Below are 21,370 nucleotides of genomic sequence, written 5' to 3'. Positions count from 1 at the left end.
CATGTCTCGCACCATCATCTCTCAGGCCACCACAACTGCACTCGCGGAGGGATCCCAGATGAGTATCGATGTCGACACCGCTGACTTTGACCCCCGCGATCTGCGCGCCGCCTTCGGCCAGTTTGCGACCGGTGTCACGGTCGTCACCACGGTCACCCCCGACGGCGAGCGCATCGGCGTCACCGCCAACTCGTTTACGTCGCTCTCGATGGATCCGCCGCTGGTGCTGTGGTGCCCGGGCCGTCATCTGCGCAGCCTCCCGGCATTCGAGACGGCGACGCACTTCGCGATCAACGTGCTCGCGAGCAACCAGCACGGTCTCTCGGGCAAGTTCGCGACCGGATCGACCGACAAATTCGACGGTGTCGCGGTGCGCGAGGGCATCGCCGGCATTCCCGTACTCGAGGGCACTCTCGCGACGTTCGAGTGCGAGACCGTGGCGCGGCACGAGGCCGGGGACCACGTGATCTACGTCGGTCAGATTCGTCGCTACGCGCATGCGCAAGCTAAGCCGCTCGTATTCCACGGCGGCAGCTACCATGGCACCACAACCCACACCTCGGAGGACGCATGACCACAGTTGTGATTGGAAGCGGCATCAATGGCATGGTCGCGGCCGCCGAACTCGCTCGCTCGGGTGTTTCGACGGTGCTCGTCGAGCGGGCGGATCGCATCGGCGGCTTCATCGCCGCCGATGCCGAGCGCACCCTCCCCGGCTTCCTCCACGACACGTACTCCTCATGGCACCCGCTGTTTGTGTCGAGCGCGGCCTACGGCGAACTCGGACCCGAGTTGGCGGCGCGCGGCCTGAGCTACAGCAACAGCGACGGCGCTGTGACCGCGAGCACGGCCGATGTCGCGGGCGAGCGGCGCACGGTGATCGCGCACCGAGACCCGAAGCGCACGGCCGAGGGATTCGCGCTGCAGTCGGATCGCGACGCGTACCTCGGCATGCTCGACGAGTTCGGCCCGCGCGCACCGTTCATCTTCGGCGCGCTCGGCGCCGAGCTCGGCTCGACGAAGGTCTTGGGCAAGCTCGGCTGGCAGGCGCTGCGATCGCTCAAAGGCGCCGGGCTCGAGTCGCTCGTGCGCGACTCGCTGACGAGCGCGCGCAGCTACCTGCGTCGAGGCTTTGACGGGTGGGAGGTCGACGCGCTGTGGACCCCGTGGGGCCTCCACTCGGGGCTCGGCCCCGACCACGCGACGGGCGGCATGATGATCCCGGTGTTTGCCGCGGCCATGCACCAGTTCGGGCTGCCGGTTGTCACCGGCGGCGTTGGCGAGTTTCTGACGGCGTTTGAGCGACTGCTGCGCGACTCGGGTGTCGAGATTCGTACCGGCGAGGAGGTCGAGGAGATTCTCGTCGCCGGTGGCAAGACCACAGGCGTGCGCACCTCGTCGGGCGTCATTCCCGCAGACACCGTGCTCGCGAGCGTGTCGCCCGGCGCGCTCTACGGGACGTTGCTGAAGTCGTCGAGCGCCGTGTCGGCTCAGCGCGCCAGCGCCGCACGCTACCGCCCCGGCCGCGCTGCGATGCAGCTGCACTTTGCGCTTGATCGCCCGGTGCAGTGGGATGACGAGGCGCTCAGGGAGGTGCCGCTCGTGCACCTCAGTGACGGCTCGGGCAGCACGGGAGTCGCGTGCGCACAGGCGGAGGCGGGCCTACTCCCGGCGCTGCCGACGGTGGTGGTCGGCCAGCAGAGCATCATTGATCCGAGCCGCGCCCCCGAGGGCAAGGCGACGCTCTGGCTGCAGCTCCAAGAGGTGCCGTACGCGCCCATCGGCGATGCTGCCGGCACGATCGACACGAGCGGCGGCTGGGCGAACGACGACCTGCGCAAACACTACGTCGACCGCGTACTCGACCGGCTCGAAACCTTCGCCCCCGGCACGCGCGAGACGGTGCTCGCCACCGACATCATCGCGCCGACCGACCTCGAAGCCGCGAACCCGAACGCCATTCACGGCGACCCCTACGCGGGTTCGGCCGAACTCGACCAGAATCTGCGCTGGCGCCCGTTCCCCGGAGCCGCGGGCCACCGCACCACCGTAGGCGGGGTCTGGCACATCGGCGCGGCCACCCACCCCGGCCCAGGACTCGGTGCCGGCTCCGGTCACCTCGTCGCGCAGCGCATCATCTCGGGAAAGACCCGCTAGCGCACGTAGGGCATCGCCGAGCTACGAGCCCTGTGCCACGAGTCGAATCGCAAACTCGGGTTGGGCGAGGTGGTGGCGGTCCGCCGGATGCCGGAGGTAGTAGTTGATAATCGCTGCGACGGCATCCGGGTCGGAACCGATCAGCCGCCGCGGGAGGATATAAGTCTCACCGCTTGTGACGCGCAGACCGAGTTTCGCGCCGGTCCGTGTACTCATCGCGGAAGCCGCACCGAGATCGTCCCAGCTGAGCACGATACGCCCCGCTCCGCGAACACCTCGCACACCTTCGGATGTGAGCTCGAGGCCACGTGGAGCACGCAGAGCCCACAGCTGTTGCGCTAAGAGCACGACGCCGAGTATCCCGAGGACTTCGACGGTTCTTCGGCCAAACCCGATATCCGCCACGGCTTCACCGCGGAGCCGAGCAATTAGCGCGAGGATCGCGGGAAGCACCATGATCGCGGCAGCAAGCGGATAGAGCAGATCAAGGCTCGGGGCGTAGGTGAAACGGAGCGACGGTGACTGGTTCACGAGTCGCACCACTCCGACGGAGACCGAAAGCTCCCATGCCAGAAGCGCCGCCCCCAAACATCCGAGAGCCAAGCTGAGGCCCACGATCTGCAGCCGATAGCTCAGGTCGTGGGACTGGAAGGAGAGCAGGATTCCCACGAGCATGGCCGCGATTAGCAGCGCCGGCGCGAGATAGAGCTGGGCCGGGCTCTTCCCTGAGCGCAGCGGAGTCTCTCCAACCCCCGGGAAATTGACTCCGAGATCTTGACGAACGACGGTCATAACGGCTCCGATCAAGTCTTGGAATCAGCGGCTGAGCACCAGGTGGACCGCAGCGAAGTGCAAACCAAAGTCTCTTCACGACTATTGCACTTGGTTCCCTGACAGTTTCAAGTACAAGACAAAGCTAGCCTGGAGTGCTGTGTCATTCGCTGGCCCGAGCGCACGACACGATCTAGCAATCGACTCCATCCGCAAGAAGAACATCTCTTTGGCCAGCATGATAGGCCAGCGCCGCAATGCGGACAGCGCGTTTAAGAGGTCGCGCAAATAGTCCCTCCGTGGGCACCTCAATCTTCCCTCTGAATTCCGAAGTTCCTCAAACGACGCAGCGCGTGCTGCTTCTCGTCCGACGCAAATTGCTCGGCAAGCTGGCGTACCAGTAGGTCATCTCTACGTTGCCCGGATCGAGGTATTCAGCCCAGCATCGAGGAGTATGAGCGCTGCGTTCAAATCGCAGACCGGCTACGAACTGGTTACGCACCTCACGGAACCCATTGTGTCAACTGGTCATTGTAAAACGAATTCCCGAGCGTTCCAAGCGCGGTGCGTGATTCTTCGTAGATAAGCCAACGGACTATGACATTTGCAGGGGCAACTGCGGCTTTGACAGCGTCGGAACCCAAGTTAGCCAAGTCCAGTAATGCAACAAACTTGCAATACGGTATGCTCCCGTCATGACCATCCGCGCCGATTCCGTTGCGCTGGCGGTTGAGGGTGGCCGTCTGGGCTTGGTCGCGCAGAACGTCGACGCTGGCATTGCCGATGCGGGGCGGCGCGTGGAGGATCTACTCGCAAATGGATGGTCTGGGGTGTCTGCATCCGCGTTCCGCTCCGCGTTTGAGCGTTGGCAGTCAGCGGCCACCGCGGGGGCCGCTGAGTTGCATCGTCTGGTCGAAGGGATTCAGGAAACGGCCACCGATGTGCGCGCGGTCGAAGACGGTCACATGGAAATGATCCGCCAGCTCGAGGCTGAACTTTCCATCCTCCCAGCGCCCGAAACTTCGCGCCCTCAAGTAATCGCGGGACTACACCGACTCATGGGCGGTAACTAACGTGTATACCGTCAAGCCCGGCGAACTCGAACTCCTCGCAGTCGCTTTGGAACAAGTGACAACGCAACTTGTCGACGCCATTGAAGATGCCGACAACGCTTCTCATCGTTTGCACGGCACCTGGGAAGGCGAGACGGCGTCGGCACACGCAGATCGACACAGCGAGTGGCGTGCACGTGCGGAGCAGATGTCAGCTGCACTTGCAGAGATTCGGCAGGTATTGCGCAGCGCGGACGAGAACTATGCGGCGGCAGCTGCGGCGAACGTGTCAATGTGGGGTGGGGCTTGACGATCTCGGTTGACCCTGACGCCTACCAGTCGGCGTCGCGCGTGTTCGGTGATGATTTCACGCACGCAGCCGGGTCTTTACTCGCAGCGCTGCAGGGCTCGCTCGCGGAAATTGGGGGTTGTTCGGGAAACGACTCAGCGAGCATCGAGTTCGCTAGTTCGTATGACCAGGGGGCGCGGGCCACGGCTCAGACGATGAGCGAACTTGCTGGCGCGGGTATGACGGTCGCGTCCCTGCTGCAGCAATCGGGTTACAACCATGCGCGTGCTGACGCACATTCCAACATTGACGGTGACGATGTTGTCGATACACGGACATACCAGCCAGGAACAGCACAAAGTATCGCGATGGTATCCCTCCAGGGTGGGGGCATCTTCGAGCTACCCGCCGGGTGGGAGTGGGCCGCTGATCCGTTTGGTGGGGTCTGGCCCGATGGGCATCCCGACAAGCTGCGTCAGGTAGCCGAGGCATGGAAGACGGCTGCGGGGAAACTCGATGGCTTATGGGATTCCGTGGGGAACGGGATGTCCGCGCTGGACGGGCAACAGTCGCCGGAGCTTGAGCATGCGAGAGTCGTGTGCCGGTCGCTTGGAGAAGCGGCCAGCGCTCTCGCAGAGCAATGCCGGGCCATCGGAGACGCGGTGGAGTCACACGCCGACCAGATCGAAAAGGTCCGAGGAGAGGTTACAAAGGAACTCTCGTTATTCGTTCAGGAGACGATCGCCATTGAGGCAGGTGCCTTAATCGTAGGAATTGCGACTGGCGGAATTGGTGCGGGCGGAATGCAGGCAGCAGAATCAGCGGCTGCTGCCCGCGCGTGGCAGCGGGTCAAGGGCATCCTTGCAACACTGTCCGCTGCGGCAAGTTCCTCGGGTGGCAAGCTGGTCGCGGTGCACGTCATCGATGGCGTGAGCGACAGCCTCAAAGGGATATTGAAGCTGACACCGAAGGTTGCCGAGACCGCGCCGGTCGCGTCGGGGCTGAAAGCGATGAAAGAGCTGGCCAACAAACTTGCAGACTCGAAGTGGCCGCTGGGTCCTGCCACGCGCGGGTTCGAGTTGGAGGCACGGTATGGCGGCAACCTCCCTCCATCCTTCCCCACGATCGATAAGTTTGACCAGCTCACTGGCGTCGCCACGAGCATCAAGAGCACAGATCTTGCGGCGAAGACCTACCAGGACCCGAACAAACTCCGCCGCCTAATCACCGGCTATATTGACAAAATGGCCGGCTTCAATGGCAAGCAGTTCTCCGGCACAAATATCTTGAGTGGGGACATCAGTGAACGGGAGCTCCTGCTCATCATCCCTCGTGGCGCGACGCCCGAGCAGCAGGCGGTGCTGGCCGAGATGGCTGAATACGCGCGACAGAAAGGCGTCACATGGACACTAGAAATTTCCCGGTAAACCCTCATAACGTCTCAGTAATGCTCCGCCCAGACGGCAGAGTCTTCATCGAGGTGTATTCCCTCCCAGTGCAAGGAACGTGGACACTGGACGGTATTCCTGCGGTTGTTCCCAGCATCGAAGACGCTGAGATTCTCGGGCAGGCAGTCCTCGACGGCCTCGAGCGTTCCTCGTGGCGAATCATTCCTGCCCCAGACCCGCGCGATAATCCAATGGTGCAGGAGGTCCTGGACTGGGCCGGGGCGCGGAACTGGAAGGCTTACACCAAGGGGTCAAGAGCAGTATCGGTCTATTCGCGGTACTCCGTGGCGCCTCCTACAGCCGTCGATATTTCGCCTTACGAACGTGAAAATAGCGGTGCTTACTCCCCAATTGATGAGGAGCACCAGGAAGGCGTCGTATTTGAAGGAGCGGAAGAGCTGGGGCGCTTGGTGCAAGAAGCAATGAAGGTCGCACGCGCATAGCACGACAGGAGGTGTCAATGGACGCTGGAAGTCTCCCCGTAGACCCCCACAGCATCTCTGTAATGCTCCGGCCTGATGGGCGGGTTTTCGTCGAGACGTATTCCCAACCGCACGCCGGGGCCTGGATCAGTGACGGCTTCCCCACCGTACTACCGAGGATCGATGATGCCGCCTCCTTGGGTGGGGCAATCCTCGAAGCGTTAGAACGGTCCACTTTTGACCAGTATTCCGCTGAAGAGCTACGGAATCGTCCCCCGATAGAAGAGCTATTCAGGTGGGCGGGAGTGCGAAATTGGAAGGCCTACACAAAGGGTTCGAAATCAGTATCCGTCTATGCCCGATACTCCGACGTACCTCCCATAGCGGTTGATATCACCCCGAAAGAACGGGAACGCAACGGCGCCTTTTCTCCGATCGTTGAAGAACATCAGGTCAGTGTCCCCTTCGCTGGCGAGGAGGCGCTGGGACGTTTGGTACAGGACGCGATGAAAGTAGCGCGCGCATAATGCATCAGAAGAATGTCACGTGGGTCCCGGAAGTCTGCCGATAACTCCCCACAGTGTGGCTGTGATGTTGAGGCCCGATGGGCGCGTGTTCATCGAGGTGTACTCACGTCCCATAAACGGACCCGCAACCATCGATGGCTTGCCGGCGGTTCTCCCCGGGATAGAGGATGCAACCGCACTCGGTGAAGCGATCCTGCAGTGCCTCGAACGCTCCACCTTCCGGACCATGCCCGCGCCGGACCACGGTAACAATCCCATGGTTGAAGAAATTCTGGCGTGGGCAGGAGCACGAGATTGGAAGTCGTACACGAAAGGGTCGAAGTCCGTAGGGCTATTCGCCGGATACTCGACCGCCCCTCCAACAACAGTGAGCATCACGCCAGAAGCCTGGAACCGAAAAGGCGGGATTTCCCCGATTGACGACGAATATCGGGAAAACGTCTCCTTTTCCAGCGCGGAGGAGCTGGGACGTTTGGTACAGGACGCGATGAAGGTAGCGCGAGCGTAATGCGCCGGATGGGCGTCACGTGGACACTAGAAATCTCCCGTTAACTCCTCATAGTGTGTCCGTCCTTCTTAGGCCGGATGGACGCGTGTTCATTGAGGTCTATTCTCAGCCCCATGATGGACCCGAGACCCTCGACGGTCTCCCTATCGTGTTGCAAAGTGCTGAAGATGCCAAGGCCCTAGGCCAGGCCGTGCTCGACGCGCTGGAACGGTCGACATTCGAGGTTATTTCGGCACCGGATCCCCGCAACAATCCAATGTTGAAAAAACTATTGACTTGGGCTGGTGTGCGGAACTGGGCGAGTTACGCGAAGGGGTCGAAGTCGGTGGGGGTTTTCTCCCGATATTCCGTTGCTCCCCCGGCCACGATTAACATCACCCCGGAGAAATGGGACAGCGACGGAGGCTTCTCGCCAATCATGGAAGAACGCCAAGTTGAGGTGCCATTCGTGGGTGTTGAAGAACTAGGGGCACTCCTGCAAGACGCGATGAAATTAGCGAGAACCTAGCCGTTGTGCAGCCCCGAATGAGTGAGCCAGTAATTGTCACTAGAGATTTCCCGGTAAACCCTCATAACGTCTCAGTAATGCTTCGCCCAGACGGCAGAGTCTTCATCGAGGTGTACTCCCGCCCGGTGCAAGGAACGTGGACACTGGACGGTATTCCTGCGGTTGTTCCCAGCATCGAAGACGCTGAGATTCTCGGGCAGGCAGTCCTCGACGGCCTCGAGCGTTCCTCGTGGCGAGTCATTCCTGCCCCAGACCCGAGGGAACGAAGCGGTGCTTTTCCTCCCTTGGACGAGGGATATCGAGAAGGCGTTCAATTTCAAGGCGCAGAAGAACTCGGACGTTTAGTGCAGGAAGCGATGAGGATCGCTCGTACTTAGTCCCCGGCTCGTGATGCCCGTCACCCGGGCAGTAACCATCAAGCATCAAAAATCTATTTCTCCTCCAATTGTCTGGGGACTATTTGCGCGACCTCTAAGTTGTATACGTCAACACCCGTGCGATCCGCGTGCTTTGCGCAGGCGTCCATATACTGGACGGCCGTTAATCTGAAGACTGCTAACTGGGATGGCAAGTAGATGCTTGACAAGAAGAATCACACCGCCGGACGCACTCTTCTCGGAGCGTCCGCCGCGGGATTTACGGCCAGCTTTGTCGCTCTCCTCGCGACGTGGGACGAGGGAGTTCCCGCCTCGGTTGTGATCTTCACCGCCGTCGGTATGATCGCGGGGGTCTTGGGCGTCGTCATGCTCGCAGTCCGGAAAGGCGCGCTTGTCGGACTGTCAGTAATGTTCCTGTGCGTTGGCATCGCCCTGATCGTCGGGGTCCTGGCACTGAAGACCGGATGGGGTGGTGACCCCAATATCGGGGCAGGGCTCATTCTGATGATCGGCATTCTGCTGCAACCCGTAGGCGCGCTCGCCGCGCTCGCCACCCTCGTCACCGAGTGGGTCGGGTCACGGAAAGCAGCTGAGGTCGTTCCCTCATGACGGACAAACGGCCGTCACCTCGATCTCGATGAGCAAGCCGTCAATTGCGAGCCCCGAAATACCGACGATCGTTTGTGAGGGGTGCTCCGTGCTCCCCTGCACCTCTTCTATCGCGGCCGTGATCACCTCGTATTCGGTGGGGTGCAGCGTGTAGATGGTGCGGCGCACCACGTCGTTCCAGCTCGCACCGGCGGCCTTCAGGGCGATCTCTACGTTCCGCATCGCGGCGCGTGTCTGTGCACCGAGATCCCCCGCCCCGATGACCTGGAAGTCTGGCGACAGCGCGATCTGCCCCGCGATGTACACCACGCTGCCGGGCGGGGCTACGGTCACATGACTAAACCCCGGCGCCGGGTGGATCTCGGGCGGATTGATGAGCTTGCGGGTCGTGGTCATGGCGACAGCCTTAACCGTCGATCAGTGCGAACACGCGCGACGGGCTACCGCCGCCGCCCACGATCGGCAGCGGAGCCACGACGATCACGGCCCCGGTCACGGGCAGCTCGGCGAGGTTCTGCAGCGAGGTGATCCCATACTTGTCGTTGCCGAGCAAGTGATAGTGAGCCGCGAACGGCGGATCAAGCTCGGCGCCGCGCCCCGCGTCGATGCCGACGGTCTCGACACCGACGCCCGAGATCTTGGTCTGCTCTGCCAGCCACTGCGCGGCTTCCCCGGTCATGCCCGGCGTGTGCGACCCCGTCTCGTCGGCGTTCAAGAACGCCTCCTGGTCGTCGGCGAACCTGTCCCAGCCGGTGCGAAACAGCACCCACCCGTTCTCAGGCAGCGGGCCGTGCTCACCCTCCCAGGCACGAATATCGTCGACGGTCACCAGGTAATCGGGGTTCTCGGCAACCTGCGCAGTGAAGTCGAGCACCACCGCGGGGCCGACGAGCCGCTCGGGTGGGATGCTCGCGACGTCGCGACCGTCCTTGCCGCTGATCCAGTGCACGGGCGCGTCGATGTGCGTGCCGATGTGCTCGCCGGTGTGAATGTTGTGGTGCATCCAGAACGGGCCAGGCTCGTTGTACCGACTCACCTCTTCCAGGCTGAAGTCGATGAGGTTCGCGAACGGATCGGGCAGGCGCAGCGTCGGCGTCTCCGCCGAGAGCGGGTTCGTGAGGTCGACGATGCGTACCGATCCGGAAGCGAGACCGGCGGCGAGATCGAGTGCTGTACTCATGTTCTGTATCTCCTCGTTGAGAGTGTGCGGTGCGTGATGGTGAGTGGGTGGGGCGGGAGGCCGGGAAGGGTCAGCCGACCGGGATCGTGTTGCCGTCGATCCAGCGCGTGTGCGCGGGTTCTGATCCCTGGTCCCCCATGAGCAATTCGAGCCGGGGCCGGATCGCGTCCGTTCGCGACGTCGGCGGCTTGCGTCGCCCCGCACGATACTGATTGATCCAGCCAGCAGCGTCCCCACGGTAATCCTGGTCGGCTGCGGCGTGCAGTGTCCAGTGCGGATCGTAGAGATGACCGCGGCCGATCGCGACGAGGTCACAGCGACCCGCGAGCAGCAGCGAGTTGACGTCGTCGTACGACGAGATCGCACCGACGGCGATGACGGGAACGCCGGACTTCGCGGCGATCCTGTTGCGAATCTTGTCGGCGAACGGCGTCTGATAGCTGCGACCGTATTTCGGCTGCTCCTGCTTCGCGACCTGGCCGGAAGAGACGTCGATCGCGGCGGCGCCGTGGGCGATGAACGCGGCCGAAATCTCGACGGCGTCTTCGTCGGTGACCCCTCCATCGATCCAGTCGTGAGCCGAGATGCGCACGATGAGCGGGCGCTCGGCTGGCCAGGCGGCGCGCACTGCGTCGAACACCTCGAGCGGGTAGCGCAGCCGGTTTTCAAGCGAGCCGCCGTATTCGTCGGTGCGCTGATTAGCGATGGGCGATATGAACGACGAGAGCAGATAGCCGTGCGCCGCGTGCACCTCGAGCAGATCGAACCCAGCCTCGGCCGCGCGCGTTGTCGCCGCGACGTAGTCTGCGGTGATGGCATCGAGGTCCGCGCGGGTCGCGGCGCGCGGCGTCGCACTGCCAGGACCGTAGGGAATGGCGGAGGGCCCAACGACCTCCCACCCGCCGGTCTCGACGGGTTCGTCGATGCCCTCCCACATGCGCTTCGTCGATCCTTTGCGGCCGGAGTGACCGATTTGGGCGCCGATCTTGGCGGTGGAGTTCTCGTGCACGAAGTTGACGATGCGCCCCCAAGCGTCGCGCTGCTCGTCCGTGTAGATGCCGGCGTCGGCCGGCGAGATACGGCCGTCCGCCGAGGGCGCAATCATCTCGGTCATCACGAGCCCGGCGCCACCGATGGCGCGTGCTCCGAGGTGCACGAGGTGATAATCGCCCACGAGTCCATCGATTGCCGAATACTGGTCCATTGCCGAGACGATGATGCGGTTCTTGAGTTCGAGCTCGCCGATGCGCGTCGCCTGGAACATCGCGGGAGCATCAGGAGCATGCGCACCAGCGCCACCAGCACCAGCGCCGCCAGCACCGCCGCCACTAGCAACCGCCTCCCGCTCCGCGAAGTCCCGCTGCACCGCCGCCGCGAATTCCGGGTCGCGCACGCCGAGATTGTCGAACGTGATGCGACGCGAGCGCGTCATGAGATTGAACGCGAATTGCAGAGGCTCCTGCTCGGCGTACTGTCCGATGTTCTCAAACCATTCGAGCGAGGCCTGGGCGGCGCGCTGCAACGAGAGCACCACTGGCCTCCGCTCGGCCTCATAGGCCTCGAGCGCCGCATCGAGATCGTCGGGCTGCTCGTGCAGGTTTGCGGCGAGCGCGAGTGCGTCTTCGAGGGCGAGCTTCGTGCCAGAGCCGATGGAGAAGTGCGCGGTGTGGGCAGCATCGCCGAGCAGTACGACGTTCTCGTGCCGCCAGCGCTCGTTGCGCACGGTGTTGAAGGTGATCCACTTGGAGTTGTTCGTGAGCAGGGTGGCGCCCGCGAGCTCGTCTGCGAAGATTTCACCCAGGTGCGCGACCGAGGCGTCGTCGCTGACGCCCGGCGGGAAGCTCTTGCTCTCGCTCGCGTCGAACCCGGCCGCGCGCCAGACGTCCTCGTGCATCTCGACGAGGAAGGTGCTCTCGGTCGCGGAGTAGGGGTACGCGTGCACCTGGATGATGCCCCACGGCGTGTGCTTCACGTGGAAGGTGAACGCCTCGATCGCGCGATCGAGCCCCAGCCAAATGAACTTGGAGTGCCGCGGGTCGAGCGTCGGCTTGAACGTCTCGGCGTAGTGCGGGCGAATGCGGGAGTTGATGCCGTCGGCTGCGATCACGAGGTCGTAGTCGCGGGCGAGAGTTTCGACGTCGGGCGCCTCGGTTTGGAAGTGAATCGTGACGCCGAGCTCCGTCGCCCGCTCCTGCAGCAGCATCAGCAGCTTCTTACGGCTGCCCGCGGCGAAACCCTGACCACCGATCGTGATGCGCTCACCCTTGAAGTGCACGTCGATATCGCTCCACTGCGCGAAGTCCCGCTGCATTGCGGCGAAGAACTCACCATCGGCGTTCTCGATGCCGCCGAGTGTCTCGTCGCTGAACACGACGCCAAACCCGAACGTGTCGTCGCTCGCGTTACGCTCCCACACGGTGACGTCGTGGGTCGGGTCGAGTTTCTTGGCGAGCAGGGAGAAGTACAGCCCCGCGGGGCCTCCCCCGATAACTGCAATCTGCTTTCCCATGCGCGTGTCCTTTCTGATGGGATGTTCTGAGTGGCGCTGCTGCGCCGAGTGTGTGGCCGCGGCGCCTATACGCCGCGGATCATGCCTTCTTGCATCACCGTCGCGACGAGTTCACCCGTCGCCGTGTAAAACCGCCCGAGATTGAGTGCTCGTCCGCTCTGCACGCCCGCGCTCTCCTGCGCGTACAGCAGCCAGTCGTCGACGCGCGCCGGCCGGTGAAACCACATGCTGTGATCAAGGCTTGCGGTGACGAGACCCGGCGAAGACCAGTGGGCGCCGAGCGCGCGCAGCGACGGTTCGAGAATCGTGTAGTCGCACACGTAGGCGAGCGCGAGCTGGTGCGTGCGGCGGTCATCGGGCAAAGCAGCGAAGGATCGCACCCAGACGCCGTCGGTCTCTGCGTCGCCCGTGGCACGTGAGCCCGCGACTTCTGCATCCACGCTGCCCGTGTACAGCGGCCCCGCGGTGTGACGCATGTCGAAGCTGCGGCCGCTCGACCAGTAGTCGACCGCGTCAGACCCTCGCTGCCCTGCAAGAGCCTCGGCACTGCTCGGGAGCGATTCGGGAAGCGGCGCGGCTGGCGCGGCAGGCTGATATTCGGGCCCGTCTTCCGGTACCTGAAATGACGCCGTCGTCATGAAGACCGGCTTGCCGTGTTGGTAGCCGCGCACGTGCCGAGTCGAGTACCCGCGACCGTCCCGCAGCAGCTCAACCTCGTAGCGGACGGGCAACCCAACCTCGACCGGGCGCAAGAACGAGCTGTGGAGCGAATGCAGTTCACGGTCATCACCGATGGTCGCGAGCGCTGCTGCGGCGGCCTGAGCGACCGAATCACCGCCGTATGCTCTCGGCCACGGCACGTGCTGCGGGGTGACAAGGAAGGCGCGATCAAAGATCTCGGCCTCGGTCTCTTCGAGGGCGATCGCCGCCAAGAAGCGTGATGCGTCTTCGCGATGCGTTCGATCGAGGCCGCCGGCTGCGTCAGGGTTCACGATGGTCTCCGCTTACTGCTTCGCTGCGGGGCTCAGTCGCATGCGATTGCGCAGCGAGCCGATGCCCTCGATGGTCGTGGTCAATACCTCGCCGTCTTGCAACCAGCGCTGCGGGGTGCGGCCGAGGCCCACGCCACCTGGGGTGCCGGTGAGGATGATGTCACCCGGTCCGAGCTCGGTGAATTCCGAGACGTAGGCGACGAGGTCGGCGGCGTCGAAGACGAGCTCGCGGGTGTTGCTCGATTGCACGACCTCGCCATCGATGTCTGCGCTGATTGCGAGGCCCGCACGCGGTGAGATGGCGTCGGCGGTCACGATGACGGGGCCGATCGGCGTGGTGCGATCCCACGCCTTTCCCTGGAACCACTGCAGTGTGCGCGACTGCCAGTCACGACACGAGACGTCGTTGGCGACGGTGTAGCCGAGGATCGCGTCCGCCGCCTCCGCGGCGGACGCACGACTCACCGGTGCCCCGATCACCACTGCGAGCTCGGCCTCCCAGTCCACCCTGTCCGAGCCGGCGATGGTGATCTCGGCGTCCGGCTCGGTGAGGGTGTCCGCGAATTTGGCGAAGAGCGTTGGGTACTGCGGCACATCGCGACCGGTCTCGAGGATGTGGTCGTGGTAGTTCAGTCCGCAGCACACGATTTTCGCGGGGCGCAGCACCGGTGCCAGCAGCACTGTGTCGGCCTCGGCCACACTGGCCTCGACGGGCGCCCCTGCGCTGAAATCTGCGAGCGCCGTTTCGACCGCCTCGCGCCAGCCCGGTTGCCTCACGAGTTCACCGACGTCGGCGGCATCGAGCAGCAGCCACTGATCGTCGGCGCGAGCAGCGGCTCGCGTGCGGCCGTCGCCGAGGTTGAGTGTTCCCAAGTGCATCGTTGCTCCTGTGGTTCGTGTGAGGAAGCATCGGGGAGACCGAACTTCCTCGGGCGAAATCGACTTCAGTATGTCAGAATAGTCACGAACGTCACAAGTACGAGATGAATTTAGATTTTCATTCACGATCACGACATAGGAGGCACCGTTGCCGAAGCAGATCATCACTCCCCCGCAGCTCTGCAAGCCCATTGGGTTCGCCCACGGAGTCAAGGCCGGGCCGTTCGTGTACCTGGGCGGCCAGACCGCGCTCGACGCCGACATGCGCATTGTTCCCGGCGGCATTGTTGAACAGTTCGAACGAGCCTTCTCGAACGTGCTCATCACCCTCAAACACGCGGGCGGGAAGCCATCCGACCTCATCGACGTCACCATCTATTTGACCGACGTAGCCGACTACCAGCGGCACGGCCGCGAAATCGGTGCGAAGTGGCGCGAGATGGCCGGCAGCGAATACCCCGCAATGGCGGGTATCGGCGTGACGAGCCTGTGGCAGCCCGAGGCGCTCATTGAGATTCAGGGCGTCGCCTACATCGGCGACGCGGAGTAGGCGACGCCTGCGCAAGACGCCGATGTGCGAGGGCGCGGCTACGCACTCCACATGTACGGATACGGATGCGAGCACACCTCGAACACGTTGCCCCACGGATCCTCGCAGTACACGATGCTGAAGCCGCGCCCCTCGTCGATCGACACGACCTCGGATCGCTGCCGCCCGCCCGCGGCAGCGATCTCGCCGGCGAACCCCGCGACGTCGGCGGCCGTCACCGCAAAGTGATTCACGCCGCTGCGCCAGAACTCGAAGACTTCGGCCGGGCGCTCGTAGGCCGGTGCGTCGAACTGAAAAATCTCGAGGCCGCTACCGTCGGCCGACGCCATGTGCGCGAACTGGAATCGCGTGAACCCGGTTCCGTAGATGCCGGCCGCCGCGCGGCCCAGCGCGCTCTCGTCTTCACGCACCTCGAGCGGACCGGCGAGCAAGTAATACCCGAACACGTCGCGGTACCAATCGACGGCTTCGGTGAGATTCGGTACCGTGATACCGACGTGGGAGAACGTGGGGCTGTGAGTCATGGCTCCTCCTGAGGTCAGCGCACTCCGGTGTGCACGGCCTTAAACTGTCACGAATCGATGATGATCGCAACAGAAACGTCCCATTGATGACGAATCCGCTCGAAGAACAGGGCCCCATGATCCCGAACACCTCCCGCACGCTGCTGGTCACACTCCTTGGCGCGTTCGCAAGGCGCACGGGTGATTGGATGCCCATCAAGGGAATCGTTTCGCTCCTCGAGGAACTCGGCGTCGACGAGTCGAGCACGCGCACAGGGGTATCTCGCCTCAAGAAGCGCGGCTGGCTCGAGCCCGAGAAGCGAGACGGCGCTAGCGGCTATCATTTGACGCCACTCGCCAAGTCGCTGCTCGCCTCGGGCGACCAGGTGATCTGGCACGCGCGGCAGCCCGCGCAGCTCGCCGACGGCTGGTGTGTCGCAACATTCTCAATCCCGGAGGAACAGCGAGCGAAGCGACACCTACTCCGGTCACGACTCGCGGCTCTCGGGTTCGGCAACGTAGGTCAGGGAGTGTGGATCGCCCCTGCCCGCATGGCGGCCGACGCGCTCGAGCTCATTGATGGTCTCGAACTCACGAACAACACGAACCTCATCGTCGGTCGCCACGCCGGCGGTCAAGACCTGACGCGAATGGCCCGCGAGTGTTGGGACCTCGACGCGATCGAGGCCGGCTACCGCGACTTTATCGCCCGTCATCAAGCCGACTTTCAGGGCCTCGTGCGCTCGTACGGCACCGAGATTCCCGCCCGCGAGGGGTTCGTGCACTACCTGCGCGCACTTGACGACTGGCGCGTGCTTCCGATGCGCGACCCCGGGCTCCCTCGCGAACTGCTGCGCAGCGATTGGCCAGGCGATCCGGCGACCCGACTCATCGAGGACATCGTCACCCAGCTCGACCGCGCCGCGTTTGCGTTCGTCGAGCAGGCGCTCGGGCACTAACGCCCCCGATCCGACCGAGGCTCCGTTCCCGCAAACTGGCGGGGCCAGAGGCGCTGAATCGCGCTCGAAAGCGACAACTTGGTGACGAACGCGCACCAACTTGCAACATTCTCTTGACGAACGTCATGCATACGAGATAGAAACTGTCTTGTCACTGTCGACACACGGAATGATCTGCCGCTCTCGGAAACCCGAAGCTGGCTCCTTCGCTCTCACGATCGTCACTGGCACGACAGACCACTTCACCGGACGCATCGTACTCATCGTCGAGCCGAAGCGTCGCCACAGAGAGGCTGCAGTCCATGCGGAAATCACCACTGCTCACCATCGCCGCGCTCGCCGCGGCCGCACTCGCCCTTTCGGGGTGCGTGTCATCGGCGCCAGACGCCGGCTCCTCCGATTCCACATCCACTTCGGGCGGCGCAGACGACAAGATCCTGATCGGTGCGGTCATGGCCGAAACCGGGTTCATGTCGCCGTTCGATACGCCCGCCCTCAACGCGATGAAGATCGCCGTCGACGAGCTCAACGATGCGGGTGGCATCGACGGCACCCCGGTCGAGCTCAGCGTCGTCGACACGGGCTCCGACTTTGAAAAGTACGCTCCGGCAGCGCAGGGTCTGATCGATGACGGCGCCAAGGTACTCATGGTGACCTGCGACTACGACACCGCGGTTCCCGCAGCTCAGGTCGCCGAGCAGAACAACGTGCTCAACATTGCGCCGTGCGTGGGCGACACGATCTACGGGCCGGACGGCGGGCTGAACATCGGATTCTCGCTCGGCAACGCGGTTCCGGGTGAGGCCAGCGTCATGGCGGAGTTCGCCTCCGATAAGGGCTGGAAGAACGCGGTCTTCTTGAAGGACGACTCGATCAAGTACACCCAGAACCAGTGCGAGACCGCGGCGAAGCGCTTCACCGAACTCGGTGGCACGGAGCTCGCGACGTACACCTTCAAGCAGGGTGACAGCATCAAGGAGACCGTCTCGAAAATCAGCGGCGGCACCGCACCCGACGTCATCTTCAACTGCAGTTACGGCGAGGGCGGCGGCAAGGCCGCGAAAGAACTGCGCGACGGCGGCATTGCTACCCCGGTCGTCTCGGGCTTCGGCATGGACGGCACGTTCTGGCTCGACGCGATCCCGAATCTCAAGGATTACTACATCGTGACCTACCCGTCGGTCTGGGGCGACGACAGCGATGACGCTGTCAACAAGGCCTCCGAGAAGTACGAGAAGGTATACGGTCAGCGCCCGGAAAACGGCAGCATGACGACCGGTGACGCCGCCATCGAGGCAGTGCAGATCGCCTACGACAAGGCCGGGAGCTGGGATGGCGACAAGCTTGCCAAGGAGTTCACAAACTTCGCCGACGTGCCGCTACTCGTCGGCCCCACGACGTTCACGTCGAAACTGCACGTGAACGTCAACCGGCCGCAGCGCGTGCTCGAGGTGCGCGACGGGGCTCTCGCCTGGCTCGAGACCCGCGCGCCCGAAAAAGTCGCCGAGTAGGCGCGGCCGGGCATGACCATGGCCGCGACTCCCCCTGCAGGCGGCGTCCTGCAGGGGGTCTCCCTCTCCCGCGCGTATGCGGGAGTGCAAGCGCTCTCAGACGTCACCATCGACATTCCGACCGGCCGCGTGACGGGTCTCATTGGCGCGAACGGCGCGGGCAAGTCGACGCTCGTCAATATTCTGACGGGATACGACCTCCCTGATTCCGGGTCCGTCATCGCTGACGGATCGGACATCACGCGCGTGCGCCCCGAGCGCCGCGCTCGCTTCGGCGTCGCCCGCACGTTTCAGCACGGACATCTGTTTCAGCGCAGCACGGTGCTTGAAAACGTCGAAGTACCGGCGCTTGCGTGCGGTGCCGGCCGACGCGCGGCGCGCGCACTGGCGAGAGAGCTGCTCGAAGAGCTGAATCTCACGGACTGGATCTCGCACGACGCCGACCGCTTGCCGCACGGCGTCGAGCGGCGTCTCGGCGTCGCTCGCGCGCTCGCACTGCGCCCCCGGTACGTACTCCTCGACGAGCCCGCCGCCGGTTTGAACGACGGCGAGGCTGAGCACCTGCGCGACACCATGCGAGCGGTCGCCGCCCGCGGGGTCGGCGTGCTGCTCATCGACCACAACATGCCGCTCATTTTTGCCAGCTGTGACCACATCTTCGTGCTCGGAGCCGGCAAGAACGTCATGGACGGCGCGCCCGATGCGGTGCGAACCGACGAGCGACTCGCGTCGAGTTACCTCGGCAGCGCAGCGAAACAACTCGCAGAAGGGACAGCCGCATGACCGCGACGCAGCGCCCACTGCTCGAGGTGGAAGACCTCACGGTCTCCTACCGCGGTATTGCCGCGGTGAAGGGCGTCAGCCTCACCGTCGGGGCGGGAGAACTCGTCGGCGTCATCGGCCCGAACGGTGCTGGCAAGTCGTCAATGATGCAGGCGCTCGTCGATGCCGTGCGCTCGAACGCCCGGTCTCTCACGTTCGACGGCGCGTCAATCGCCGGCGTCTCGACCGAGCGCATTGCGCGATCCGGCATTTCGCTCGTTCCCGAGGGGCACAATGTGTTCTCGCGGCTGACGGTGCGCGAGAACCTGCGGTTGGGCGCCACGGCCAGGCCGCGCGGATCGCAACCCACCGACGATCTCGCCTGGGTCCACGAGCTGTTTCCGATCCTGCTCGAATTCGCGGATCGGCCGGCCGGGCTGCTCTCCGGCGGCCAGCAGCAGCAGCTCGCCATTGGGCGCGCGTTGCTCGCATCGCCCCGGCTGCTCGCCCTCGACGAACCGTCCCTCGGGCTGTCGCCGACCGCGGTCGACACCGTATTCGATTCGATCGCACGCATCCGCGAGCGCGGCACGGCCGTGCTGCTCGTCGAGCAGCGCGCCCAGCAAGCCGTAGCGGCCGCCGATCGCACGCACGTCCTCAGCGAGGGGCGCATCACCATGACGCTCAGCCCATCGGATGCGCAGGATTCCGCCCTTCTCATGAAAGCGTATCTCGGCTCGTGAATTTTCTTCAAGCACTCATCGACGCCACGTCGGCCGGGGCCGTGTATGCGCTCGCCGCGCTCGGTATCGGCCTCGTCTTCGGCGTCATGCGCCTCGCGAACTTCGCGAACGGTGAACTCATCACCGCCGCGGGCTACGCGCTCATCCTGCTCTGGCCGATCTCGTGGCCGCTCGCGATCATCGCGTCGATCGTGGTCGCTGTCGCACTGTCGCTGTGCATGGATTTCGCGGTGTTTCGGTGGATCCGCACGCAGCCCCCGGCGACGCTGCTCATCGCGAGCTTCGGTCTCAGCATCCTGCTGCAGCGCGTCTACGACGGGGTGTTCGGCACGAACGTACTGTCTGCGGCGGTGGCCCCGGGGCTCGCTGCGTCAGTCACGCTCGGCGGACTCCGGGTGAATCTCATTTCAATCGTGTCGATCGTGCTCGGGGCGGTGCTACTACTTGCGACCCACGCCTTCCTCACCCGCACGCGCATGGGCTTGCAGGTGCGCGCCGCGTCAGAGGACTTCAAGGCGGCGCGCATTCTGGGCATTCGAGCCGGCAGCGTGATCGCGTTGACCTTCGCGATCAGCGGAGTCCTCGCGGCCGCAATCGCATTCGTGCTCACCGCGCAAACCGGCGCGGTCGGCCCCACCTTCGGCGTGCAGGTCACGCTCTTCGCACTGATTGGTTCCACAATCGGCGGTCTCGGCCGACTCGGCGGCAGTGTCGCCGGCGGCTTCTTCGTCGGGTTCGCCGTATCGATGTTCACGACGTGGCTGCCCGACTGGATCAACGACTTCCGCATCGCGTTCGTCTATCTGCTCGTCGCCGTCGTGCTCGTCGTCGCACCGAACGGCCTGTTTGCCCGCCGCCAGTTCAAGGAGCGCACATGACCTCCACCAGTTCTTCACCGGCGACCGGCAAGACCGACCGCGCAACCGCTCGCTCGTCGTTGTTCGGGCGTCGCATTGCCGTGCCAGAGCCGATCGCGAAGCTGTGGACCCTCGCGGCGCCGCTGCTCACCGTGTGGCTCGTCTCGCTCGGCGCGAGCGGCATTTCGCAGGCGGCGTCAATCGACCTCGGTTACGCCCTCGCGAACCTCATCATCGTGGTGGCGATGTGGACGTTTATCGGCAACAGCGGCGTGCTCTCGTTCGGGCACATCGCGTTCGTCGCGGTGGGCGCGTGGACGCTCTCGCTGTTGACGATCCCGCCGAACATCAAATCGGCGATCATGCCTGACCTGTTCCCGTTTCTCGCCCAGGTGCAGGCGAACCCGTTCGTGGCGCTGCTGATCGCCGCGGTTGTCTCGGCGCTCGTCGCGCTACTGAGCGGCCTCGCACTCATGCGACTGAACGGGCTTGAGGCGGGTATCGCCACGTTCGCGCTGCTCATGCTCGTCGTCCAAATACTGACCTACTGGACGAAGATCGGACCCAAGGCTGGACAATCGATGACGGGTCTGCCGCGCAGCTTCGACCTGCAGGCGGTACTCGTCATTGCACTCGCGGTGATTGTGCTGGCGTGGCTCTACAGCCAGAGTGCGAGCGCTCGTATGCTCCGCGCGTCGCGCGACAGTGTGCAGGCTGCTCCAGCCTCTGGCATTCGCATCACGCTGCACCGCCTGATCGCGTTCACCGTTTCGGGAGCGCTCGCGGGTGTTGGCGGCGCGGTCTGGGTGCAGCTGAACGGTGTCGCGCAGTCGTCGCAGTTCTCACTCGACTTCACATTCACGACGATCGCGATGCTCGTCGTCGGCGGCATGCTCTCGCTGTGGGGGGCGGTTGTCGGCGCGCTCGCGATCTCGGCGCTCAGCTTCGTGCTCGGCCTGCTCGAGAAGGGGCTGCAGTTCGGCGATGTGCTCGTCTCGCTCCCCTCCGGGAGCCGACTCATCGTGCTCGGCGCGATCATGGTGATCGTGCTGATTTTCCGCCCCTCCGGCATCACGGCCGGGCGCGAGGCGCACTGGCCGTTCCGCGCGCGCATCACTGGGAGTTAACCGCGGGCTCCGCCCCTCGCCGCGGGCGCTGTGAGCGCGTACGCTCGACCATTGGGGCGAACTCACAGGCAGTTTCACACGAAGTTTGTTTCATTTACGTGACGCTCGGCGATTGTTTGATATATTTGTG

Annotated in this window: 23 protein-coding genes; 16 read left to right on the top strand and 7 right to left on the bottom strand. The window is 64.0% G+C overall.

Going from position 1 to position 21,370, the window contains the following annotated elements; genetic code table 11:
- Position 1 precedes the first annotated feature (1 nt).
- Positions 2 to 574 carry a flavin reductase family protein gene (locus ACFWHR_RS04775; protein ID WP_382447126.1) on the top strand — a complete coding sequence of 191 codons (573 nt, stop codon included), beginning with the start codon at positions 2 to 4 and terminating at the stop codon, positions 572 to 574.
- Entirely contained in the window at positions 571 to 2,157 is a 1,587-nt protein-coding gene (locus ACFWHR_RS04770) for a phytoene desaturase family protein (RefSeq protein WP_382447125.1), read from the top strand. Before ACFWHR_RS04775 ends, ACFWHR_RS04770 begins: the two co-directional genes overlap by 4 nt.
- Before the next feature lie 21 nt (positions 2,158 to 2,178).
- Here the strand turns inward: ACFWHR_RS04770 and ACFWHR_RS04765 are convergent, their stop codons facing one another.
- Positions 2,179 to 2,949, bottom strand: coding sequence for a hypothetical protein (locus ACFWHR_RS04765; protein ID WP_382447124.1), 771 nt, complete (start codon positions 2,947 to 2,949; stop codon positions 2,179 to 2,181).
- Positions 2,950 to 3,623: 674 nt separating this feature from the next.
- Here ACFWHR_RS04765 and ACFWHR_RS04760 point away from each other — a divergent pair.
- The 7 genes from ACFWHR_RS04760 to ACFWHR_RS04730 all read left to right on the top strand — a co-directional run bounded on the left by ACFWHR_RS04760 (position 3,624) and on the right by ACFWHR_RS04730 (position 8,668).
- Positions 3,624 to 4,001: a WXG100 family type VII secretion target gene (locus ACFWHR_RS04760; RefSeq protein WP_382447123.1), complete on the top strand. Its 378-nt coding sequence runs from the start codon at positions 3,624 to 3,626 to the stop codon at positions 3,999 to 4,001.
- Position 4,002: 1 nt separating this feature from the next.
- Positions 4,003 to 4,290, top strand: coding sequence for a WXG100 family type VII secretion target (locus tag ACFWHR_RS04755; RefSeq protein ID WP_382447122.1), 288 nt, complete (start codon positions 4,003 to 4,005; stop codon positions 4,288 to 4,290).
- Between the two features lie 194 nt (positions 4,291 to 4,484).
- On the top strand, positions 4,485 to 5,696 hold the full coding sequence (locus tag ACFWHR_RS04750) for a hypothetical protein (RefSeq protein WP_382447121.1): 1,212 nt from the start codon (positions 4,485 to 4,487) through the stop codon (positions 5,694 to 5,696).
- A gap of 20 nt (positions 5,697 to 5,716) precedes the next feature.
- Positions 5,717 to 6,160: a hypothetical protein gene (locus ACFWHR_RS04745; RefSeq protein ID WP_382447120.1), complete on the top strand. Its 444-nt coding sequence runs from the start codon at positions 5,717 to 5,719 to the stop codon at positions 6,158 to 6,160.
- A gap of 591 nt (positions 6,161 to 6,751) precedes the next feature.
- A complete protein-coding gene (locus ACFWHR_RS04740) occupies positions 6,752 to 7,174 on the top strand; it encodes a hypothetical protein (protein ID WP_382447119.1) in 423 nt (140 codons plus the stop codon).
- 85 nt (positions 7,175 to 7,259) lie between these two features.
- Positions 7,260 to 7,682, top strand: coding sequence for a hypothetical protein (locus ACFWHR_RS04735; protein WP_382447118.1), 423 nt, complete (start codon positions 7,260 to 7,262; stop codon positions 7,680 to 7,682).
- A gap of 575 nt (positions 7,683 to 8,257) precedes the next feature.
- Positions 8,258 to 8,668, top strand: a complete 411-nt coding sequence (locus ACFWHR_RS04730) for a hypothetical protein (RefSeq protein WP_382447117.1) — start codon at positions 8,258 to 8,260, stop codon at positions 8,666 to 8,668.
- On the opposite strand, the gene ACFWHR_RS04725 is transcribed toward ACFWHR_RS04730, so the two are convergent.
- The 5 genes from ACFWHR_RS04725 to ACFWHR_RS04705 all read right to left on the bottom strand — a co-directional run bounded on the left by ACFWHR_RS04725 (position 8,663) and on the right by ACFWHR_RS04705 (position 14,228).
- Complete coding sequence (locus ACFWHR_RS04725) at positions 8,663 to 9,064, bottom strand: RidA family protein (protein WP_382447116.1); 402 nt, start codon at positions 9,062 to 9,064, stop codon at positions 8,663 to 8,665. The two genes, ACFWHR_RS04730 and ACFWHR_RS04725, sit on opposite strands and share 6 nt — an antisense overlap.
- A gap of 10 nt (positions 9,065 to 9,074) precedes the next feature.
- The gene (locus tag ACFWHR_RS04720) at positions 9,075 to 9,848 is read right to left on the bottom strand and encodes a cyclase family protein (RefSeq protein ID WP_382447115.1); all 774 of its coding nucleotides are present in this window, start codon (positions 9,846 to 9,848) and stop codon (positions 9,075 to 9,077) included.
- 70 nt (positions 9,849 to 9,918) lie between these two features.
- Positions 9,919 to 12,357 carry a bifunctional salicylyl-CoA 5-hydroxylase/oxidoreductase gene (locus ACFWHR_RS04715; RefSeq protein ID WP_382447114.1) on the bottom strand — a complete coding sequence of 813 codons (2,439 nt, stop codon included), beginning with the start codon at positions 12,355 to 12,357 and terminating at the stop codon, positions 9,919 to 9,921.
- A 65-nt stretch (positions 12,358 to 12,422) separates the two neighbouring features.
- Positions 12,423 to 13,349, bottom strand: a complete 927-nt coding sequence (locus ACFWHR_RS04710; RefSeq protein ID WP_382447113.1) for an acyl-CoA thioesterase — start codon at positions 13,347 to 13,349, stop codon at positions 12,423 to 12,425.
- Positions 13,350 to 13,361: 12 nt separating this feature from the next.
- Positions 13,362 to 14,228, bottom strand: a complete 867-nt coding sequence (locus ACFWHR_RS04705; protein ID WP_382447112.1) for a fumarylacetoacetate hydrolase family protein — start codon at positions 14,226 to 14,228, stop codon at positions 13,362 to 13,364.
- Positions 14,229 to 14,376: 148 nt separating this feature from the next.
- On the opposite strand from ACFWHR_RS04705, the gene ACFWHR_RS04700 reads away from it, so the two are divergent.
- Entirely contained in the window at positions 14,377 to 14,778 is a 402-nt protein-coding gene (locus ACFWHR_RS04700; protein ID WP_382447111.1) for a RidA family protein, read from the top strand.
- Positions 14,779 to 14,816: 38 nt separating this feature from the next.
- On the opposite strand, the gene ACFWHR_RS04695 is transcribed toward ACFWHR_RS04700, so the two are convergent.
- Positions 14,817 to 15,302 (bottom strand): VOC family protein, encoded by a 486-nt coding sequence (locus tag ACFWHR_RS04695; RefSeq protein ID WP_382447110.1) that lies wholly within the window; start codon positions 15,300 to 15,302, stop codon positions 14,817 to 14,819.
- Positions 15,303 to 15,388: 86 nt separating this feature from the next.
- On the opposite strand from ACFWHR_RS04695, the gene ACFWHR_RS04690 reads away from it, so the two are divergent.
- The 6 genes from ACFWHR_RS04690 to ACFWHR_RS04665 all read left to right on the top strand — a co-directional run bounded on the left by ACFWHR_RS04690 (position 15,389) and on the right by ACFWHR_RS04665 (position 21,240).
- Positions 15,389 to 16,240: a PaaX family transcriptional regulator C-terminal domain-containing protein gene (locus ACFWHR_RS04690; protein WP_382447109.1), complete on the top strand. Its 852-nt coding sequence runs from the start codon at positions 15,389 to 15,391 to the stop codon at positions 16,238 to 16,240.
- A gap of 302 nt (positions 16,241 to 16,542) precedes the next feature.
- Positions 16,543 to 17,751: an ABC transporter substrate-binding protein gene (locus tag ACFWHR_RS04685; protein ID WP_382447108.1), complete on the top strand. Its 1,209-nt coding sequence runs from the start codon at positions 16,543 to 16,545 to the stop codon at positions 17,749 to 17,751.
- A 12-nt stretch (positions 17,752 to 17,763) separates the two neighbouring features.
- A complete protein-coding gene (locus ACFWHR_RS04680) occupies positions 17,764 to 18,534 on the top strand; it encodes an ABC transporter ATP-binding protein (protein ID WP_382447107.1) in 771 nt (256 codons plus the stop codon).
- Positions 18,531 to 19,256, top strand: a complete 726-nt coding sequence (locus ACFWHR_RS04675) for an ABC transporter ATP-binding protein (RefSeq protein ID WP_382447106.1) — start codon at positions 18,531 to 18,533, stop codon at positions 19,254 to 19,256. Before ACFWHR_RS04680 ends, ACFWHR_RS04675 begins: the two co-directional genes overlap by 4 nt.
- Positions 19,253 to 20,134 (top strand): branched-chain amino acid ABC transporter permease, encoded by an 882-nt coding sequence (locus ACFWHR_RS04670; protein WP_382447105.1) that lies wholly within the window; start codon positions 19,253 to 19,255, stop codon positions 20,132 to 20,134. The genes ACFWHR_RS04675 and ACFWHR_RS04670 overlap by 4 nt, the downstream gene beginning before the upstream one ends.
- Positions 20,131 to 21,240, top strand: coding sequence for a branched-chain amino acid ABC transporter permease (locus tag ACFWHR_RS04665; RefSeq protein WP_382447104.1), 1,110 nt, complete (start codon positions 20,131 to 20,133; stop codon positions 21,238 to 21,240). Before ACFWHR_RS04670 ends, ACFWHR_RS04665 begins: the two co-directional genes overlap by 4 nt.
- Positions 21,241 to 21,370: the final 130 nt, after the last annotated feature.

Origin of the sequence: Leucobacter sp. NPDC058333 (genome assembly GCF_042726155.1) — a bacterium.
Taxonomy (GTDB): domain Bacteria; phylum Actinomycetota; class Actinomycetes; order Actinomycetales; family Microbacteriaceae; genus Leucobacter.
Note: the sequence above shows the minus strand (reverse complement) of the source record. Positions and strands in the feature narration are given on the sequence as shown.

Coding starts and splice junctions, on each gene's coding strand:
- ACFWHR_RS04730 (WP_382447117.1), top strand. CDS start 8,258: ATGCTTGACAAGAAGAATCACACCGCCGGACGCACTCTTCTCGGAGCG.
- ACFWHR_RS04750 (WP_382447121.1), top strand. CDS start 4,485: ATGAGCGAACTTGCTGGCGCGGGTATGACGGTCGCGTCCCTGCTGCAG.
- ACFWHR_RS04725 (WP_382447116.1), bottom strand. CDS start 9,064: ATGACCACGACCCGCAAGCTCATCAATCCGCCCGAGATCCACCCGGCG.
- ACFWHR_RS04685 (WP_382447108.1), top strand. CDS start 16,543: ATGCGGAAATCACCACTGCTCACCATCGCCGCGCTCGCCGCGGCCGCA.
- ACFWHR_RS04770 (WP_382447125.1), top strand. CDS start 571: ATGACCACAGTTGTGATTGGAAGCGGCATCAATGGCATGGTCGCGGCC.
- ACFWHR_RS04680 (WP_382447107.1), top strand. CDS start 17,764: ATGACCATGGCCGCGACTCCCCCTGCAGGCGGCGTCCTGCAGGGGGTC.
- ACFWHR_RS04690 (WP_382447109.1), top strand. CDS start 15,389: ATGACGAATCCGCTCGAAGAACAGGGCCCCATGATCCCGAACACCTCC.
- ACFWHR_RS04665 (WP_382447104.1), top strand. CDS start 20,131: ATGACCTCCACCAGTTCTTCACCGGCGACCGGCAAGACCGACCGCGCA.
- ACFWHR_RS04720 (WP_382447115.1), bottom strand. CDS start 9,848: ATGAGTACAGCACTCGATCTCGCCGCCGGTCTCGCTTCCGGATCGGTA.
- ACFWHR_RS04760 (WP_382447123.1), top strand. CDS start 3,624: ATGACCATCCGCGCCGATTCCGTTGCGCTGGCGGTTGAGGGTGGCCGT.
- ACFWHR_RS04675 (WP_382447106.1), top strand. CDS start 18,531: ATGACCGCGACGCAGCGCCCACTGCTCGAGGTGGAAGACCTCACGGTC.
- ACFWHR_RS04695 (WP_382447110.1), bottom strand. CDS start 15,302: ATGACTCACAGCCCCACGTTCTCCCACGTCGGTATCACGGTACCGAAT.
- ACFWHR_RS04745 (WP_382447120.1), top strand. CDS start 5,717: ATGCTCCGCCCAGACGGCAGAGTCTTCATCGAGGTGTATTCCCTCCCA.
- ACFWHR_RS04775 (WP_382447126.1), top strand. CDS start 2: ATGTCTCGCACCATCATCTCTCAGGCCACCACAACTGCACTCGCGGAG.
- ACFWHR_RS04705 (WP_382447112.1), bottom strand. CDS start 14,228: ATGCACTTGGGAACACTCAACCTCGGCGACGGCCGCACGCGAGCCGCT.
- ACFWHR_RS04765 (WP_382447124.1), bottom strand. CDS start 2,949: ATGACCGTCGTTCGTCAAGATCTCGGAGTCAATTTCCCGGGGGTTGGA.
- ACFWHR_RS04715 (WP_382447114.1), bottom strand. CDS start 12,357: ATGGGAAAGCAGATTGCAGTTATCGGGGGAGGCCCCGCGGGGCTGTAC.